14 protein-coding genes and 1 tRNA gene are annotated in these 15,796 nt (G+C 43.0%); 2 read left to right on the top strand and 13 right to left on the bottom strand.

The genetic code is table 11. The features are described from left to right. The first annotated feature begins 484 nt into the window (after positions 1 to 484). Complete coding sequence (adhE, locus tag A9260_RS09425) at positions 485 to 3,157, top strand: bifunctional acetaldehyde-CoA/alcohol dehydrogenase (protein WP_068698383.1); 2,673 nt, start codon at positions 485 to 487, stop codon at positions 3,155 to 3,157. Between the two features lie 124 nt (positions 3,158 to 3,281). On the opposite strand, the gene A9260_RS09430 is transcribed toward adhE, so the two are convergent. Together A9260_RS09430 and sodB are read right to left on the bottom strand one after the other, a co-directional pair. Next, a complete protein-coding gene (locus tag A9260_RS09430) occupies positions 3,282 to 3,959 on the bottom strand; it encodes an SDR family oxidoreductase (RefSeq protein ID WP_068698385.1) in 678 nt (225 codons plus the stop codon). A gap of 320 nt (positions 3,960 to 4,279) precedes the next feature. Beyond that, positions 4,280 to 4,864, bottom strand: a complete 585-nt coding sequence (gene sodB / locus A9260_RS09435) for a superoxide dismutase [Fe] (RefSeq protein WP_068698387.1) — start codon at positions 4,862 to 4,864, stop codon at positions 4,280 to 4,282. Positions 4,865 to 5,199: 335 nt separating this feature from the next. Between sodB and A9260_RS09440 the strand changes: the two genes are divergently transcribed. After that, positions 5,200 to 5,532 carry a Grx4 family monothiol glutaredoxin gene (locus tag A9260_RS09440; protein ID WP_068698389.1) on the top strand — a complete coding sequence of 111 codons (333 nt, stop codon included), beginning with the start codon at positions 5,200 to 5,202 and terminating at the stop codon, positions 5,530 to 5,532. Between the two features lie 118 nt (positions 5,533 to 5,650). Here A9260_RS09440 and A9260_RS09445 read toward each other — a convergent pair whose 3' ends face one another. From A9260_RS09445 to A9260_RS09495, 11 genes are all read right to left on the bottom strand, one after another. Next, positions 5,651 to 6,976 (bottom strand): Na+/H+ antiporter family protein, encoded by a 1,326-nt coding sequence (locus A9260_RS09445; protein WP_068698391.1) that lies wholly within the window; start codon positions 6,974 to 6,976, stop codon positions 5,651 to 5,653. Between the two features lie 21 nt (positions 6,977 to 6,997). Then, positions 6,998 to 7,642 (bottom strand): ribonuclease T, encoded by a 645-nt coding sequence (rnt, locus tag A9260_RS09450; protein WP_068698393.1) that lies wholly within the window; start codon positions 7,640 to 7,642, stop codon positions 6,998 to 7,000. 149 nt (positions 7,643 to 7,791) lie between these two features. Beyond that, positions 7,792 to 8,208, bottom strand: a complete 417-nt coding sequence (gene gloA / locus A9260_RS09455) for a lactoylglutathione lyase (RefSeq protein ID WP_068698395.1) — start codon at positions 8,206 to 8,208, stop codon at positions 7,792 to 7,794. A 36-nt stretch (positions 8,209 to 8,244) separates the two neighbouring features. Continuing rightward, positions 8,245 to 8,880, bottom strand: coding sequence for an endonuclease III (gene nth / locus A9260_RS09460; protein WP_068698397.1), 636 nt, complete (start codon positions 8,878 to 8,880; stop codon positions 8,245 to 8,247). A 19-nt stretch (positions 8,881 to 8,899) separates the two neighbouring features. Beyond that, a complete protein-coding gene (locus A9260_RS09465; protein WP_068698399.1) occupies positions 8,900 to 9,592 on the bottom strand; it encodes an electron transport complex subunit E in 693 nt (230 codons plus the stop codon). Then, complete coding sequence (gene rsxG, locus A9260_RS09470; protein WP_068698401.1) at positions 9,592 to 10,221, bottom strand: electron transport complex subunit RsxG; 630 nt, start codon at positions 10,219 to 10,221, stop codon at positions 9,592 to 9,594. The genes A9260_RS09465 and rsxG overlap by 1 nt, the downstream gene beginning before the upstream one ends. A 4-nt stretch (positions 10,222 to 10,225) precedes the next feature. Continuing rightward, entirely contained in the window at positions 10,226 to 11,275 is a 1,050-nt protein-coding gene (gene rsxD / locus A9260_RS09475) for an electron transport complex subunit RsxD (protein ID WP_068698403.1), read from the bottom strand. Further along, the gene (gene rsxC / locus A9260_RS09480; protein ID WP_068698405.1) at positions 11,275 to 13,851 is read right to left on the bottom strand and encodes an electron transport complex subunit RsxC; all 2,577 of its coding nucleotides are present in this window, start codon (positions 13,849 to 13,851) and stop codon (positions 11,275 to 11,277) included. The genes rsxD and rsxC overlap by 1 nt, the downstream gene beginning before the upstream one ends. Positions 13,852 to 13,856: 5 nt before the next feature. Beyond that, entirely contained in the window at positions 13,857 to 14,438 is a 582-nt protein-coding gene (gene rsxB / locus A9260_RS09485) for an electron transport complex subunit RsxB (protein ID WP_068698407.1), read from the bottom strand. Beyond that, entirely contained in the window at positions 14,438 to 15,019 is a 582-nt protein-coding gene (gene rsxA, locus A9260_RS09490; RefSeq protein WP_068698409.1) for an electron transport complex subunit RsxA, read from the bottom strand. The genes rsxB and rsxA overlap by 1 nt, the downstream gene beginning before the upstream one ends. A 282-nt stretch (positions 15,020 to 15,301) precedes the next feature. Further along, positions 15,302 to 15,377: transfer RNA gene (locus A9260_RS09495), tRNA-Asn, on the bottom strand. Between the last annotated feature and the right edge of the window lie 419 nt (positions 15,378 to 15,796).

Raw genomic sequence — 15,796 nt, forward strand, 5'->3', positions numbered from 1 at the left:
TCTAAATCTAATGCGCGTTTGCATTAGAAAAACTAATGCAAATGTCAGGTGCGCTTAAACGTCTATTTTGAGCTGGATACCAAGAAGCATTAATGTCTTTTAGATTGCAAATTACGACATTTTTTGGAATGGAATTTAAGATTGTTCTACACGTAACTCTGATTATACTAGGATATGGTGTGTTTTCGAGGCACACTGAGTGTAAAGGTCGTTTTTGATTATTGATATTACTCACATAACAAAACAGATTTTTTGCAGGTTATGTTGAGGTCAATGCTGGCTTTATTTGTCATACAATATGGCATTTGAAATTAGCTGAGCTAATAACTATTTAGTGGTAGTTCTTTCCATCAAAGTGATCTGCGTCAATTTTTTTCACGGAGTGAAATAATATACTCGTTGTGAAAGCTGTTTACTAAGCTATGTTGTTTGAGTAACAAATCTTACTAAAAAGTTTTTAATTTTAAATATCTAGGAGATTATTATGCCTGTAACTAATATGGCTGAACTGGACGCTCTGGTAGCTCGTGTTAAAGCGGCTCAAGAAGAGTTTTCTACTTTTTCTCAAGAAAAAGTAGATGCGATTTTCCGTGCAGCATCATTAGCAGCGAACCAAGCTCGTATTCCATTAGCGCAGCAAGCTGTTGCGGAATCTGGCATGGGTATCGTAGAAGACAAGGTTATCAAAAACCACTTTGCATCTGAGTTTATCTATAACAAGTATAAAGATGAAAAGACCTGTGGCATCTTAGAAGAAGATGACAACCTAGGTACTATGACTATCGCTGAACCTGTTGGTATCATCTGTGGTATCGTTCCAACGACTAACCCTACATCAACAGCAATTTTTAAATCTCTAATCTCACTTAAAACACGTAACGGCATCATCTTTTCGCCACACCCACGCGCTAAAAACTCAACGAATGACGCGGCTAAACTTGTTCTTGACGCAGCAGTAGCAGCTGGCGCACCAAAAGACATCATCGGTTGGATCGACCAACCATCTGTAGAGCTTTCTAACGGTCTGATGAAGCACGACGGTATTGCACTTATCCTTGCAACTGGTGGTCCAGGCATGGTTAAAGCGGCTTACTCTTCAGGTAAACCTGCAATCGGTGTTGGCGCGGGTAACGTTCCAGTTGTTATTGATGAAACAGCAGACATCAAACGTGCTGTTGCTTCTATTCTTATGTCAAAAACATTCGATAACGGTGTGGTATGTGCTTCAGAGCAGGCTGCAATCGTAGTAAGCGAAGTTTATGACGAAGTTAAAGAGCGTTTTGCTTCTCACAAAGCACACGTACTAAGCAAAGCTGATGCGAATAAAGTTCGTAAAGTGCTACTTATTGACGGTAACTTGAACGCTAAGATCGTAGGTCAGCCTGCGCCAGCTATCGCTGAAATGGCGGGTGTTAAAGTTCCTGCTGATACTAAAGTTCTTGTTGGTGAAGGTCTTGGTAAAGTGTCTTATGACGACGAGTTCGCTCATGAGAAACTGTCTCCAACTCTTGGTCTATTCCGCGCTGACAACTTTGAAGATGCGGTTGAGCAAGCTGAAACTATGGTTGAAATTGGCGGTATCGGTCATACATCTGGCCTATACACAGACCAAGATACTAATGCAGACCGTATTCGTTACTTTGGTAACAAACTAAAAACAGCCCGTATTCTTATCAACATTCCATCAACTCACGGTGGTATTGGTGATCTTTACAACTTCAACGTTGCACCTTCTCTAACTCTAGGTTGTGGTTCTTGGGGTGGTAACTCTATCTCTGAGAACGTAGGTCCTAAGCACCTTATCAACAAGAAAACTGTAGCGAAGCGAGCTGAAAATATGTTGTGGCATAAACTACCTAAGTCTATTTACTTCCGTCGTGGTAGCCTTCCAATCGCACTTGGCGACCTAGAAGGTAAAAAACGTGCATTCCTAGTAACTGACCGTTTCCTATTTAACAATGGTTACGCAGATAGCGTAGTGCAAATCCTGAAATCTCAAGGTATTGAAGTTCAAACTTTCTTCGACGTAGAAGCGGATCCAACGCTATCTGTTGTTGAAAAAGGCGCAGCTGCAATGCAAAGCTTCCAACCAGATGTGATTCTTGCTCTTGGTGGTGGTTCACCGATGGATGCAGCGAAAATCATGTGGGTTATGTACGAGCACCCAGAAACTCACTTTGAAGAACTGGCAATGCGCTTTATGGACATCCGTAAACGTATTTACAAGTTCCCTAAAATGGGTGAAAAAGCTGAGCTTGTATGTATTACAACAACCTCTGGTACTGGTTCTGAAGTGACACCATTTGCGGTTGTTACTGATGATGAGACAGGCGCTAAATACCCACTAGCGGATTACGAGCTAACGCCAAACATGGCTATCGTTGATGCGAACTTGGTTATGAACATGCCTAAGTCTCTTACTGCATTTGGTGGTTATGATGCAGTGACTCACGCACTAGAAGCTTATGTTTCTGTTCTTGCGAATGAGTACTCAGATGGTCAAGCACTTCAAGCACTTAAGATGCTTAAAGAATACCTACCATCAAGCTACAAAAATGGCGCAGCAGACCCAATCGCTCGTGAGAAAGTACATAACGCAGCTACTATCGCTGGTATCGCGTTTGCACAGTCTTTCCTTGGTGTTTGTCACTCAATTGCTCACAAAATCGGTGCTGAGTTCCACTTACCACACGGTCTTGCGAACGCATTGATGATTTCAAACGTTGTTCGTTACAATGCAAACGACAACCCAACGAAGCAAACAGCATTCTCTCAATACGACCGTCCGCAAGCACGTCGTCGTTATGCAGAAGTTGCTGACCACCTAGGCCTAAGCCAAGCGGGTGACCGTACTGCGCAGAAGATTGAACGTCTACTGACATGGTTAGAAGAGCTGAAGAAAGAGCTAGATATTCCTCTATCTATCCAAGAAGCAGGTGTTAACGAAGCAGACTTCATTGCAAAACTTGATGAGCTTTCAGTTGAAGCGTTTGATGACCAGTGTACAGGTGCGAACCCTCGTTATCCTCTAATTACTGAGCTTAAAGAAGTACTAACAACGTCTTACTACGGTAAGCCATACGTTGAAGGTGAAACTTTTGAAGGCACTACAGTAATCAAGAAAAAAGCAGACCAAAAGCCTGCTAAAGCGAAGTAATTTAACGCTTGATTAGTGGGTTTAGATAAGCCCACTTTAATAAAAAATCCCAGTGCTATTTAGCGCTGGGATTTTTTGTTATCTGGAATAAAGATAGGGTTAAGCTAACGCTAACCTTTTATCTTTACCACGACATTACCCGTCCATTGAACGAATCATTAGCCACGATATATTCAGTGTTATTAATTAAGTCGTCTCTAACACTGGCAAAACTTTGTTGATCGTCATCTTTAGAGTAGCGGTGAACACTGGGCAAGATCCCAGCCACACGAATATCAAAAGGATTGAGCTCTTTAGCCCAGCTTTTGGTTAAGCCACTGACCATTGAACTGGTGCTTTCCGTACCCAAAATGGAGTGTACGCTTTCATTACTGAGGATATTAACAATAACGCCTTGGCTATGATTCTTTCGCATTTGTTCTGCGCAAGCATGTCCATAGCTAAAAATAGATTGCACAATATCGGAAAGCTTTTCACCAAATTCTTCCGCCGGAGAAGTGCTGACTAAGTTAGGAAGGGCGCAGTTTTCCCAATTGTTGATCAAAATATCAACGCCTTGCTGATAAAAACTTTCAATGAATGAAAACATCTCATCAACGTTATGTTGAGTATCGTCGGTAAGGGAGTAGGGGCAAACATTGAAGCCTGCTTTGATGCATTCACCATAGGTGACTTTTAGTGCGGCTGAATCTTTGTCTGAAATAACGATTTTTGCCCCCAAAGAGGCAAAGTGCAGTGCAAGGGTTTTACCAAGTACTGTTCCTGCGGAGGTAATCAATATCACAGAGTTATTTATAACCATCTTATCCCTACCCAACTTGTTAAGCCTAATTTCATTTAATATTTAAACTGCTACTGACATTAAATATGTGCGTTTTTAATATTTGTAAATTAAATATAGTGAACAAAAATTAAGCAAGTGAGCGGTTTGACTAATGATTAAATACAATTGCACAAACTAGGATGCAGGTCACATTTTACAAGATGATGTAAGGTAAGTTGCTGTTGGTTTTGTCTTGTTGAGCAGGTCGGTGTGGTTTAAAAGTAAGCAGAAAAACGGTGAGAGACAAAAAAGGCTGTCTTAAAGTGACAGCCTTTCAATATCTTAGCGAATAAGGCTAATTATTTAGCTAGGTTCGCAGCAACGAATTCCCAGTTAACAAGAGACCAGAAGCCATTCATGTATTCTGGACGAACGTTACGGTAATCGATGTAGTAAGCGTGTTCCCATAGATCAACAGTTAGAAGTGGAGTAACACCTGCTTCTGTTAGAGGAGTCGCTGCATTTGAAGTGTTAACGATGTCTAGTGAACCGTCAGCTTTTTTAACAAGCCAAGTCCATGAAGAACCGAAGTTGTTAATTGCAGAGTCAGTGAATTTTGCTTTGAATTCTTCAAAAGAACCAAATGCTGCATTGATAGCATCAGTTACTGCGCCTGTAGGCTCGCCACCAGCTTTTGGTGCAAGACAGTGCCAGTAAAAAGTGTGGTTCCAGATTTGAGCTGCGTTGTTGAACACACCACCAGTCGAAGTCTTAACGATCTCTTCTAGTGTTTTGCCTTCAAATTCAGTACCAGGGATAAGACCGTTTAGCTTAACTACGTAAGTGTTGTGGTGTTTACCGTGGTGAAAATCTAGAGTCTCAGCAGAAATATGTGGTTCTAGTGCGTCTTTTGCATAAGGAAGAGCTGGTAATTCAAATGCCATTTGCTCGGTTCTCCGTTTGTTCGGGCGTTAGCCCTAAGCTTCCAGTTAAATATGCAGTAGGTTAAATATTAATCTAACCCTTACATGTGACAGCGCCGCTATAATGCGAACTACTGCTTGAGTTTATTTTAGATTTGGTTTGCATTCTATCAATTTTTTTTATTAATGAAAGGTTAGGTTAGAAAAATCTATTATAACCGAATGGACTAAGAGCAATGAAAGCAACATATAGATGAGCTCACAGAAAAACCATAATCAGTTTATGGTTTTTATTCTAAACTAGTAAGGTAAACTATCGAAATTACATCAAAGAGTACACGGATTCGAGGTCCTAAATGGAAACCCTAGATAAAATTAAACAGCAGATTGAACAAAACACCATTCTTCTATACATGAAAGGCTCACCTAAGCTACCTAGCTGTGGTTTTTCTTCTCAGGCTTCTCAAGCACTGATGGCATGTGGTGAGAAATTTGCATACGTTGATATCTTACAAAACCCTGATATTCGTGCAGAGCTTCCAGCTTATGCGCAATGGCCTACTTTCCCTCAATTATGGGTTGAAGGTGAGCTTGTTGGTGGTTGTGATATCATCATTGAAATGTTCCAAAAAGGTGAGTTGCAGCCTCTTGTTAAAGAAGCCGCAGCACGCTCAGCAAGCGAAGAATAAGGTGTTTGTGCTCTAGGGTTAAAGACTCTAGGGTATAATCTCTAAAACGCAAAAGGCTTCCATTTGGAAGCCTTTTTTAGTACTCAACATTTTGATAACGTTGATTAGATAACGGCAGTTAAAGCACCATAGCCGCAATCCAACCAAAGATAATCAGTGGGATGTTGTAGTGTATAAATGTTGGCACGACGGTTTGCCAGATATGTTCATGTTGACCATCTGCATTTAGACCTGATGTTGGACCTAAAGTAGAGTCTGATGCTGGAGAACCGGCATCCCCTAGAGCTGCCGCAGTACCCACTAGCGCGATAACCGCCATCGGTGAGAAGCCAAATGCTAACGCTAAAGGAACATAGATAGTCGCAATAATTGGAATGGTTGAGAATGACGAACCAATGCCCATTGTCACTAACAGACCAACAACTAACATCAATAGTGCTGCTAGAGGCTTGTTATCACCAATCGAGGTTGATAAAGCTTGTACTAGCGTTTCAACACCACCGGTTGCTTTCATTACCGCCGCAAAGCCTGCCGCCGCAATCATGATAAAACCAATCATTGCCATCATGTGCACGCCACGAGTAAATACATCGTGCGTTTCTTTCCATGCAATCACGCCACCAAAAGTAAAGACCATGAAGCCTGCAAGCGCACCAATAATCATTGAGCCTGTATAAAGCTGCACGGAAAGCGCGGCAATAATACCAAGCACAGCTACCAGAATGTGCTTCTTATTGATGTGAGTTGGTTCAGGGTCAATATGGGTTTGCTCTGTTTCTTTATAAACGCGAGGCTTGCGGTAACTAATGAATATCGCCACTAATAAACCGGTCACCATACCAAGTGCAGGAAGCAACATAGCCATTGGTACATCAGATGCGGTTACAGTAGGTAGACCATTCTCATGCAGGTTTTTTAATAAGATATTATTAAGGAAAATACCGCCAAATCCGATAGGCAGCACCATATAAGGAGTGACCAGACCGAAGGTTAGTACACAAGCAATCATGCGGCGATCAAGGTTGAGTTTTGAGAACACAGCTAGCAAAGGTGGAATAAGAATGGGGATAAAAGCTATGTGGACAGGAATGATGTTTTGCGATGACATGGTAATCAAAACAAGGATCACCAAAACGCCATATTTTAGCGCAGTCGATGCAGAATCATTTTTTTGACCATTAATACGTTTGATAACGCTTTGAGCCAATAAATCTGTAATGCCAGATTTTGATATGGCAACGGCAAAAGTACCTAACATGGCATAGCTAAGTGCAATGGTTGCACCGCCACCTAATCCGCCTTCAAAAGCGGCCACTGTATCGGTAATGCTCATGCCAGCGGTAACACCACCAACAATCGCACTAAAGGTCAGTGCAACAACAACGTTCACACGCATCAATGCCAGTACTAGCATGATACAGACGGATATGATTATGGGATTCATGAATCTTCTCTGTTTATTAGTTTAAGTTTGGTCAACTAATGGCCAGCCGCCGAGGGCTTTCCATTTATTTACTATGCTACAAAAGAGTTCCGCTGTTTTTTCTGTGTCATAGAGTGCGGAGTGAGCCTCTTTGTTGTCAAAATCTATTTGTGCAACTTTACAGGCTTTGGCTAATACTGTCTGACCATAAGCAAGACCACTAAGAGTTGCCGTATCAAACGTTGCAAAAGGATGGAAAGGGACTCGCTTTAATTTAGAACGCTCACTGGCTTGAGAGACAAAGCCATGATCAAATGCCGCATTATGAGCTACGATAATTGCGCGGCTACAGTCAGCTTGTTTTTGCTCTTTGCGAACCAGCTTGTAGATTTCTTTGAGAGCTTCGGATTCTGGAATTGCGCCACGTAGTGGGCTAAATGGATCAGGCAGACCAAGAAAGTCCAGAGCTTCTTTTTCAATGTTAGCGCCTTCAAAAGGCTCAACTTGAAAATGAATAGTGCTTGCGGGGTGTAAGTCACCATGCTCATCCATTGCCAGCGTTACCGCGCAGATCTCCAGTAAGGCATCTGTCGATGAATTAAAACCTGCAGTTTCTACATCAATAACTACAGGGAAATACCCTCTAAATCTTTTTTTAAGCGTCAAAGCTTCGTTTTCTACAGTCATAACAGGCAAAGCGTAAGAATAAGGATGGGCATTATTGCAGATTCACAAGTTTTTCTAAACCTAAACCTGTTTTTGAGGCTATTTGGACAAAAAAGGCGCTAGTGACAAAAGCCACTAGCGCCGAGAATTTTAAATATGATAAAACCAGATTAAGCGTTTAAACCCGCAGAGGCATTGCTGCGTTGAATTAGCTCAATTTTATAGCCATCAGGGTCGGTAACAAAAGCGATATGAGTAGAACCGCCTTTTACTGGGCCAGGTTCACGAGTTACATTGCCGCCAGCGGCTTTGATGGCATCACAGGTTGCGTAGATATCTTCATAACCAATCGCAATGTGACCAAAAGCATCGCCTAAGTCGTATTGTGTTGTGCCCCAGTTGTAGGTTAGTTCAATTACCGCGCCTTGCGATTCATCGCCAAAACCAACAAATGCTAGAGTGTATTGATACTCTTTATTTTCATTTTTACGCAGCAGTTCCATTCCCATTACATTGGTATAGAACTCAATAGATTTATCTAAATCACCCACACGTAACATCGTGTGTAAAACGCGACCTTGAGACATGACACTTCCTTAGTATTTATTTAATTAGCAATGGAATTAATCAATCAACTTATCTTTGTACTCGCACAAATCTTCAATAATGCAACTGCCACAACGTGGCTTACGTGCTATGCAAGTATAACGACCGTGTAAAATAAGCCAGTGATGTACATCCAGTTTAAATTCATTGGGTACAACTTTAAGCAACTTTTGTTCTACGTCATCAACGGTTTTACCCATCGCGAACTTGGTGCGATTTGAAACTCGGTAAATGTGCGTATCAACGGCAATTGTCGGCCAGCCAAAAGCGGTATTGAGTACCACGTTCGCGGTTTTACGGCCTACGCCAGGTAGCGCTTCTAGGGCTTCTCTACTTTCTGGCACTATACCGGCATGTTGCTCAAGTAAGATCTTGCATGTTTTGATGGTGTTTTCAGCTTTTGAATTAAACAGGCCAATGGTTTTGATGTACTGTTTTAGCTCATCGACACCAAGATCAAAGATCCCTTGCGGGGTATTGGCAACCGGAAATAATTTGTCGGTTGCTTTATTGACACTCACATCGGTGGCTTGCGCTGAAAGTAATACCGCAATTAACAGCTCAAAAGGAGAGTTCCAGTTGAGTTCGGTTTGTGGGTGAGGGTTTTCCTCACGTAATTTTTCTAATATGAGCCGACGCTTATCTTTGTTCATTAGGCCTTTTAAAAGTAAATTAGTGGTTGGTAACTCGAACTCGTTCTATTTGTTTTTTCTCTTGCTTAGGTGCACGTTTTGCTTGGTAGTGATCGATACAGTTTTTAGCGGCGATAAGAAAGCCGACGCCAATAAAGGCACCCGGTGGCAACATAGCAAGAAGGAAGTTGCTGTCGACATGATAAACTTGAATTCGTAGTATGCTAGCCCAATCACCGAGCAACAAATCTGCGCCATCAAATAGTGTGCCGTTACCAAGAATTTCACGAAGAGCGCCAAGTACGACAAGCACGGCGGTCATGCCTAAACCCATCCAGAATCCATCAAGTACTGCTAGTAATGGCGTGTTTTTAGAGGCGTAGGCTTCAGCGCGGCCGATGATGATGCAGTTTGTCACAATCAAAGGAATAAAAATACCAAGTGAAAGGTACAAGCCATAGGCATAGGCATTAATCAGCAGTTGGACACAAGTTACCAACGCGGCAATGATCATCACAAAAATAGGCAGACGAATTTCTTGTGGAACATGGTGACGAATCAAAGAGATACTTAGGTTTGAGCTTACCAATACCATCAAGGTCGCAATACCTAAACCCATGGCATTGGTGACAGTCGCGGATACCGCTAACAGAGGGCAAAGACCAAGTAACTGTACTAGGGCAGGGTTGTTGTTCCAAAGGCCATTTTTTAACAGCAGTTGTTTCTCTGACATTATTTCACCTCACATTGTGGTGAGCTACTCAAGATCTGTTGCTGATTTTGAGTAAAGTATAGTCCGGTATTATAAATCGCTTTTACCACCGCTCTTGGGGTAATTGTCGCGCCGGTAAACTGATCAAATTGACCACCATCTTTACGCACTTTCCAACTGTTATGATTATCTGCGGTGATGATTTTGTCAGCAAACGCCAAAATCCAATCAGAGACTCGAAGATCAATCTTGTCACCAAGCCCCGGTGTTTCATGTTGCGATAATACTCGCGCACCTAAAACCTTACCTTGCAAATCAACACCGACAAGCAACTTAATAGCGCCGCTGTATCCGTCAGGGGCAATGGTTTCAATCGCCACTGCGGTAGGCTTGCCATCAATCGTAGCAATATAGGCAGGCATGTTTTCTTGAGAGCCTAGCGCAAGGTTGTTTAGATCTACACAATTCGCATACAGCTCATTGTCATGCAAATTGGTTGGAATAACTTGGTTAAGTTGTCCCTGTAATTGAGAGATTTGTTGCGCCTTAATTTTATCTGCGGTTAACAGATGAGTGATTGAAACAACACCCGTGGTAAGGCAGGCAAACATGGCAAGTACTAAACCGTTTCTTTGTATGGTTTTAAACATGATATTACTTGTGACCGTAGGTTCTAGGTTGGGTGTAGTAATCAATAAGTGGTACACACATATTAGCAATAATTACCGCAAATGCGACGCCATCAGGGAAGCCGCCAAAGGTGCGAATAATGACTACTAGTGAACCAATTAGAGCGCCAAAAATGAGTCTACCTTTTACAGTAGTGGCCGCTGACACCGGATCAGTGGCAATAAAGAATGCCCCTAACATGGTCGCGCCAGAAAATAGCTGAAACAGCGGTGATCCTAAAGACCCAGGCGCTACAATGAACAAAAATAGACTGGTTACAGTCAGGCCTGCTATTACGCCTGCTGGGATATACCACTGAATCACTCTCAGTTTTATCATCACCAAGCCACCAATTAGGAACATGATATTTATCCATTCCCAACCAAAGCCTGCAATACCCGAAAATAATGGGCTATTGCTAATTTCAGTTAACGTTTGACCATTGCCTAGACCCGTTTTAACGGTATCTAGTGGGGTTGCCATGGTGATGCCATCAACGCCGGTACGGATTTGTTGCAATGACATACCATCTAAATTAAAGCCACTAAAGATCAAAGATAATGCATCAGTTGCGCCAATAGGCGTTGATGATATTTGCGCAGGTGTTAGCCAGCTGGTCATCTGCACTGGGAATGAGATCAATAGCACCACGTATGCGACCATTGCAGGGTTAAATAGGTTTTGTCCTACTCCCCCATAAAGGTGTTTAGCCACGACTACGGCAAAAAATAGACCAATGACGGTTATCCACCACGGTGAAAGGGGAGGGATCGCTATCGCAAAAAGCAATGCGGTGACTAATATGCTGTTATCACGCAAAGCGCCAAAAGGCGATCGTCCGCGCAGCAGCATAATGATCGACTCAAGACTCCAAGCGACCAAAATAGCAAAAGCCACTTGAATGATGGTGCCAAGCCCAAAGAAATAGGTTTGTGCCAAAATACCGGGGATCGCACAGATTGCGACCAATAGCATCATAGTCGGTAATGAGCGACGTTTTTGAGTGTGTGGTGAGCTGGCGATAAAAAATGCCACTAGTTATTCTCCTTAGAGTCGCTGCTATCAGCTAGTTGAGCTGCTTTGCGCGCTTTCGCACGAGCAATAGCGGCGGCCACGGCGGCTTTTTTGGGGTCATCAGTTACTGCAGTTGGTTCCGAGCTTGGCGCAGAATCTGCAGTCTCTTCTTGTTTAGCTTTACGTGCTTTAGCGCGAGCAATGGCTGCGGCCACGGCAGCTTTTTTAGGCTCGTCAGTTTCTGCAGTTGGCTCAGAGCTTGGCGCAGAATCTGCAGTCTCTGCTTGTTTAGCTTTACGCGCTTTAGCGCGAGCAATGGCTGCGGCCACGGCAGCTTTTTTAGGGTCGTCAGTTTCTGCAGTTGGCTCAGAACTTGGCGCAGCATCTGCGGTCTCTTCTTGTTTAGCCTTACGTGCTTTAGCGCGAGCAATGGCTGCGGCCACGGCAGCTTTTTTAGGGTCGTCAGTTACTGCTGTTGGCTCAGAGCTTGGCGCAGAATCTGCAGTCTCTTCTTGTTTCGCTTTACGTGCTTTAGCGCGAGCAATGGCTGCGGCCACGGCGGCTTTTTTAGGGTCGTCAGTTTCTGCAGTTGGTTCAGAGCTTGATGCCGAGTCTGCGGTGTTTTCTTGCTTGGCTTTACGTGCTTTAGCACGAGCAATAGCAGCCGCTACCGCTGATTTTTTAGAGTCATTATCAGATTCAGATGTTGCATCATCAGAGCTTGGATTCGCTTGCGCCGCTTTTTTAGCTTTGGCGCGCTCAATCGCCGCTTTTATCGACTCTTCTTTGGAAGGGGCAGCTTGGTTTGTGGCTAGTTGTTGTTTTTTAGCTTTAGCGCGAGCAATAGCGGCCGCTACAGCGTCTTGTTTAGGATCGGCTTGCTCATTGGCAGTGCCAGATAGTTCTGCGCGTTTTAAACGTGCTTCCTCTTTACGTTTTTGACGCAATTCACGCATTTCAGAATTGTCAGGTTCAGCGGCATCTCTTGTTTGAGAATTTGATTCAGCCTCAGCTTGCTTTGCTTTCGCTCTTGCAATGGCCGCCGCAACAGCTGGTTTTGGCCCTTGCGCTTGTTTTTGCTTAACTCGCTCTATTGCCGCTGCAATCGCATCATCACCGCCTTCCGCTTTCATTTGGCTGCGACGCTTATCTGCGGCTTGCTTGTATTTTTGTTCTCGTTCTAATTTATCACGCTCAAGACGTTCGTTACGTTGCTCAAAGCGAACCTTAGCGCGCTCTGCCGCATCTTGTTCGGCATTACGAGTTTTTATCTCAGCTTTCGACTGTCTATAGTACTGCACCAGCGGGATATTACTTGGGCAAACATAAGCGCAAGCGCCACATTCGATGCAATCTTTTAGATTATATTCTTCGCACTTATCGAGGTCTTTATCTTGTGAGTACCACAGCATTTGTTGAGGAAGTAATGATGCAGGACAGACTTCGGCACATTGACCACAACGTATACACGCCATCTCATGATCATCAAACGAAATTTCTCGTTTACCCGGTGCTAACACGCAGTTACTGGTCTTAGTGAGAGGTGCTTGAATTTGTGGCAGAGCAAAGCCCATCATAGGGCCACCGATAATGACCGCTTGTTTCTTAGTCGGTTTAAAGTTGCCTTGCTCTAATAGGTGAGCCACAGGTGTCCCGATTGGAACCCAGAAGTTCTTAGCCGATTTAATGCTTTTACCGGTCAGAGTCACCACACGTTCAATCAAAGGTTCGCCATCAATCACGGCGCGTTTTACCGCAAATGCAGAGCCGACGTTAAACATCGTCATGCCGATGTCAGCAGAATAACCGCTACTAGGGATTTCTTTATTGGTCAGAATTTTTATAAGCTGTTTAGATGCCCCAGAAGGATACCTTGTTGGAATCACTCGGATCACCACATCGTGATCTTTGCCAGCGATATTTAATGCTTCAATCGCTTCGGGCTTATTGTCTTCAATGCCAATAATGGCAAGTTTTGGTTTGAGGATATGCTTAAGAATTTCGATGCCTTGCATGATCTCATCAGCGTATTCACGCATTAAAGTATCATCGGCCGTAATATAAGGCTCACACTCGGCGGCATTGATGATCAAAATATCAACGCGGCCTAGTCCTGATTGAAGCTTTCTCGCAGTTGGGAAGCCTGCGCCGCCCATACCTGAAATACCCGCCTGACGAATGATGTCTAGCAGATGCTCTGGATTACACTCGGTGTAATCTGGCGTACCTTGATGTGAAATCCAGGTATCTTGATGATCCGGTTTTAGCACAATCGACAATTCTGGAATGGCTGATGGGTGACAGCTAGGACGAGGTTCAATGGCGATAATTTCGCCAGAGGTCGCCGCATGTACCGGAAGACTGATACTGGAGTTATATTGAGTTAAAGGCTGTCCCTTGAGCACTTTGTCGCCTACGCGAACAATGATGTCTCCGGTTTTACCTATATGTTGCTTAATCGGTATGATTAATTCATCAGCGATACTCGAGCGCTCAATTTTAGATGATAGCGATTGAGATTTGTTCTCTGGTGGATGAACACCCCCAGGGAAATCCCATAGGTGACCAGAACGGATTTTTTCAATTAAAGAGAGCATGTTCGCTACGAGTTTCCGTTAGTGCTAGATGTAGTATTAAGATTAACTACAGGTATAGAGTTAAGCTGCCATTTCCAAGTATCGGTTGTATCTTGTACTGGGACCATTTCAATGCACTCGGTTGGGCAAGGGGAGACACATAAATCACAACCTGTGCACTGATCGGAAATAATAGTGTGCATTGCCTTTGTACCACCAACAATGGCATCAACAGGGCAAGCTTGAATGCATTTCGTACAACCGATGCACATGTCTTCGTGAATAAAAGCCACTTTTTTCACATTCTCTGATTGCTCTTGAGTCGCATCAGGAACATCCACACCCATAAGATCGGCCAGCTTCTTAATTGTGGCTTCGCCGCCAGGGGCGCATTTATTGATATCGTCGCCGTTGGCAACCGCTTCCGCATAAGGGCGACAGCCGGGATAGCCACATTGACCACATTGGCTTTGTGGCAAAATAGCATCAATTTGTTCAACAATAGGATCTGCTTCTACTTTAAAACGAATTGAGGCAAAGCCTAGTAGCCCACCAAAAAACGCCGCTAAAATAACCAGTGCGACAATTGCAATAATAATGGCTGCCATTATATTTTCACCAAACCAGTAAAGCCCATAAAGGCTAGCGCCATTAAGCCCGCGGTAATCATCGCAATAGAAGCGCCTTTAAATGGAAGAGGGACGTCAGATGCGGCAATGCGCTCACGCATAGAGGCAAATAAAATCAGTACCATAGAAAAGCCAACCGCCGCGCCAAATCCATAAATAATCGATTCTACAAAGCTGTGGTTTTCATTTACGTTGAGTAACGCGACACCTAATACCGCACAGTTGGTGGTAATAAGCGGAATGAAAATACCTAATAAGCGATACAAGGTTGGGCTGGTTTTATGCACGACCATTTCAGTAAATTGCACTACAACTGCAATCACTAAGATGAAACTCATCGTTCTTAGGTATTCAATCCCTAAAGGTTCGAGCAAATACGTTTCGACCAAATAGGCACAAACGGATGCCAAGGTTAATACAAACGTCGTGGCAAGCCCCATCCCAATCGCCGCCTCAAGTTTTTTTGAGACGCCCATAAATGGACATAAGCCTAAGAATTTAACTAGCACAAAGTTATTGACCAGCACGGTACCAATCAACAACAAAATATATTCGGTCATACCAATTTTTTACTCACCTAAGTTGAGCTGAACATTATCCTAATTTGTTGCGTATATAACAACATAACATCTGTAGGGTTTTAGGGTATTTCTAGAAAATATAGTCGTTAATCTCTGTCTATTAATAGCAAGAGTCGATAAAAGTGACGTATAAGACGGTTAGGAGATGAATATTTGACCAGTTTGCTAGTGATTTATGAAGACTAATGTTTCGCTCTACCTAAGCAAAATAAATTTTAAGCATAAAAAAAGCCGTATCCTAAGATACGGCTTCTAAAAATTTGGCTCCCCTTGCAAGACTTGAACTTGCGACATACGGATTAACAGTCCGCCGTTCTACCAACTGAACTAAAGGGGAATTGCTGTAAAGCGAAGCGAATATTACTGATAAGCCCATACAGTGTCAACATTAAATCATAAGAAGTCGTTAAAAAAGTTATCTTTTGCTATTGCAATAAGTATGAGGCCAAGTAGGACAAGGCTTGCCAGTAGTTATCCACTGTTTTTGTGGATAAGTATGTTGATGACTTCGGGGCAACTTTTTTCTATTAACAACCTGGCAACTTTTGATCGTTAAACACAAAAATAGACAACGTCAATTAAGACAAGGTGTTGTACGAGAATAACGTGCTATAAAAGGGCTGAAATAGCCAAAAGAGTACTTGGTTGATATTTAAACATAAATGTAACGAATGGCGGAAATTGGGGAAAAGCTGTGAGTTAAATGATTGTAGCTGAAATGTGGGTTTTTCTGTAGGGTTGGAGAATATAGCAAAT

It is taken from the genome of Vibrio sp. UCD-FRSSP16_30 (assembly GCF_001676025.1).
In the GTDB taxonomy this organism is placed as follows: Bacteria; Pseudomonadota; Gammaproteobacteria; order Enterobacterales; family Vibrionaceae; genus Vibrio.

What these genes read in the sequence shown, in the direction of transcription:
- adhE (WP_068698383.1), top strand. Translation starts at nt 485, where the DNA reads ATGCCTGTAACTAATATGGCTGAACTGGACGCTCTGGTAGCTCGTGTT.
- A9260_RS09430 (WP_068698385.1), bottom strand. Translation starts at nt 3,959, where the DNA reads ATGGTTATAAATAACTCTGTGATATTGATTACCTCCGCAGGAACAGTA.
- sodB (WP_068698387.1), bottom strand. Translation starts at nt 4,864, where the DNA reads ATGGCATTTGAATTACCAGCTCTTCCTTATGCAAAAGACGCACTAGAA.
- A9260_RS09440 (WP_068698389.1), top strand. Translation starts at nt 5,200, where the DNA reads ATGGAAACCCTAGATAAAATTAAACAGCAGATTGAACAAAACACCATT.
- A9260_RS09445 (WP_068698391.1), bottom strand. Translation starts at nt 6,976, where the DNA reads ATGAATCCCATAATCATATCCGTCTGTATCATGCTAGTACTGGCATTG.
- rnt (WP_068698393.1), bottom strand. Translation starts at nt 7,642, where the DNA reads ATGACTGTAGAAAACGAAGCTTTGACGCTTAAAAAAAGATTTAGAGGG.
- gloA (WP_068698395.1), bottom strand. Translation starts at nt 8,208, where the DNA reads ATGTCTCAAGGTCGCGTTTTACACACGATGTTACGTGTGGGTGATTTA.
- nth (WP_068698397.1), bottom strand. Translation starts at nt 8,880, where the DNA reads ATGAACAAAGATAAGCGTCGGCTCATATTAGAAAAATTACGTGAGGAA.
- A9260_RS09465 (WP_068698399.1), bottom strand. Translation starts at nt 9,592, where the DNA reads ATGTCAGAGAAACAACTGCTGTTAAAAAATGGCCTTTGGAACAACAAC.
- rsxG (WP_068698401.1), bottom strand. Translation starts at nt 10,221, where the DNA reads ATGTTTAAAACCATACAAAGAAACGGTTTAGTACTTGCCATGTTTGCC.
- rsxC (WP_068698405.1), bottom strand. Translation starts at nt 13,851, where the DNA reads ATGCTCTCTTTAATTGAAAAAATCCGTTCTGGTCACCTATGGGATTTC.
- rsxB (WP_068698407.1), bottom strand. Translation starts at nt 14,438, where the DNA reads ATGGCAGCCATTATTATTGCAATTGTCGCACTGGTTATTTTAGCGGCG.
- rsxA (WP_068698409.1), bottom strand. Translation starts at nt 15,019, where the DNA reads ATGACCGAATATATTTTGTTGTTGATTGGTACCGTGCTGGTCAATAAC.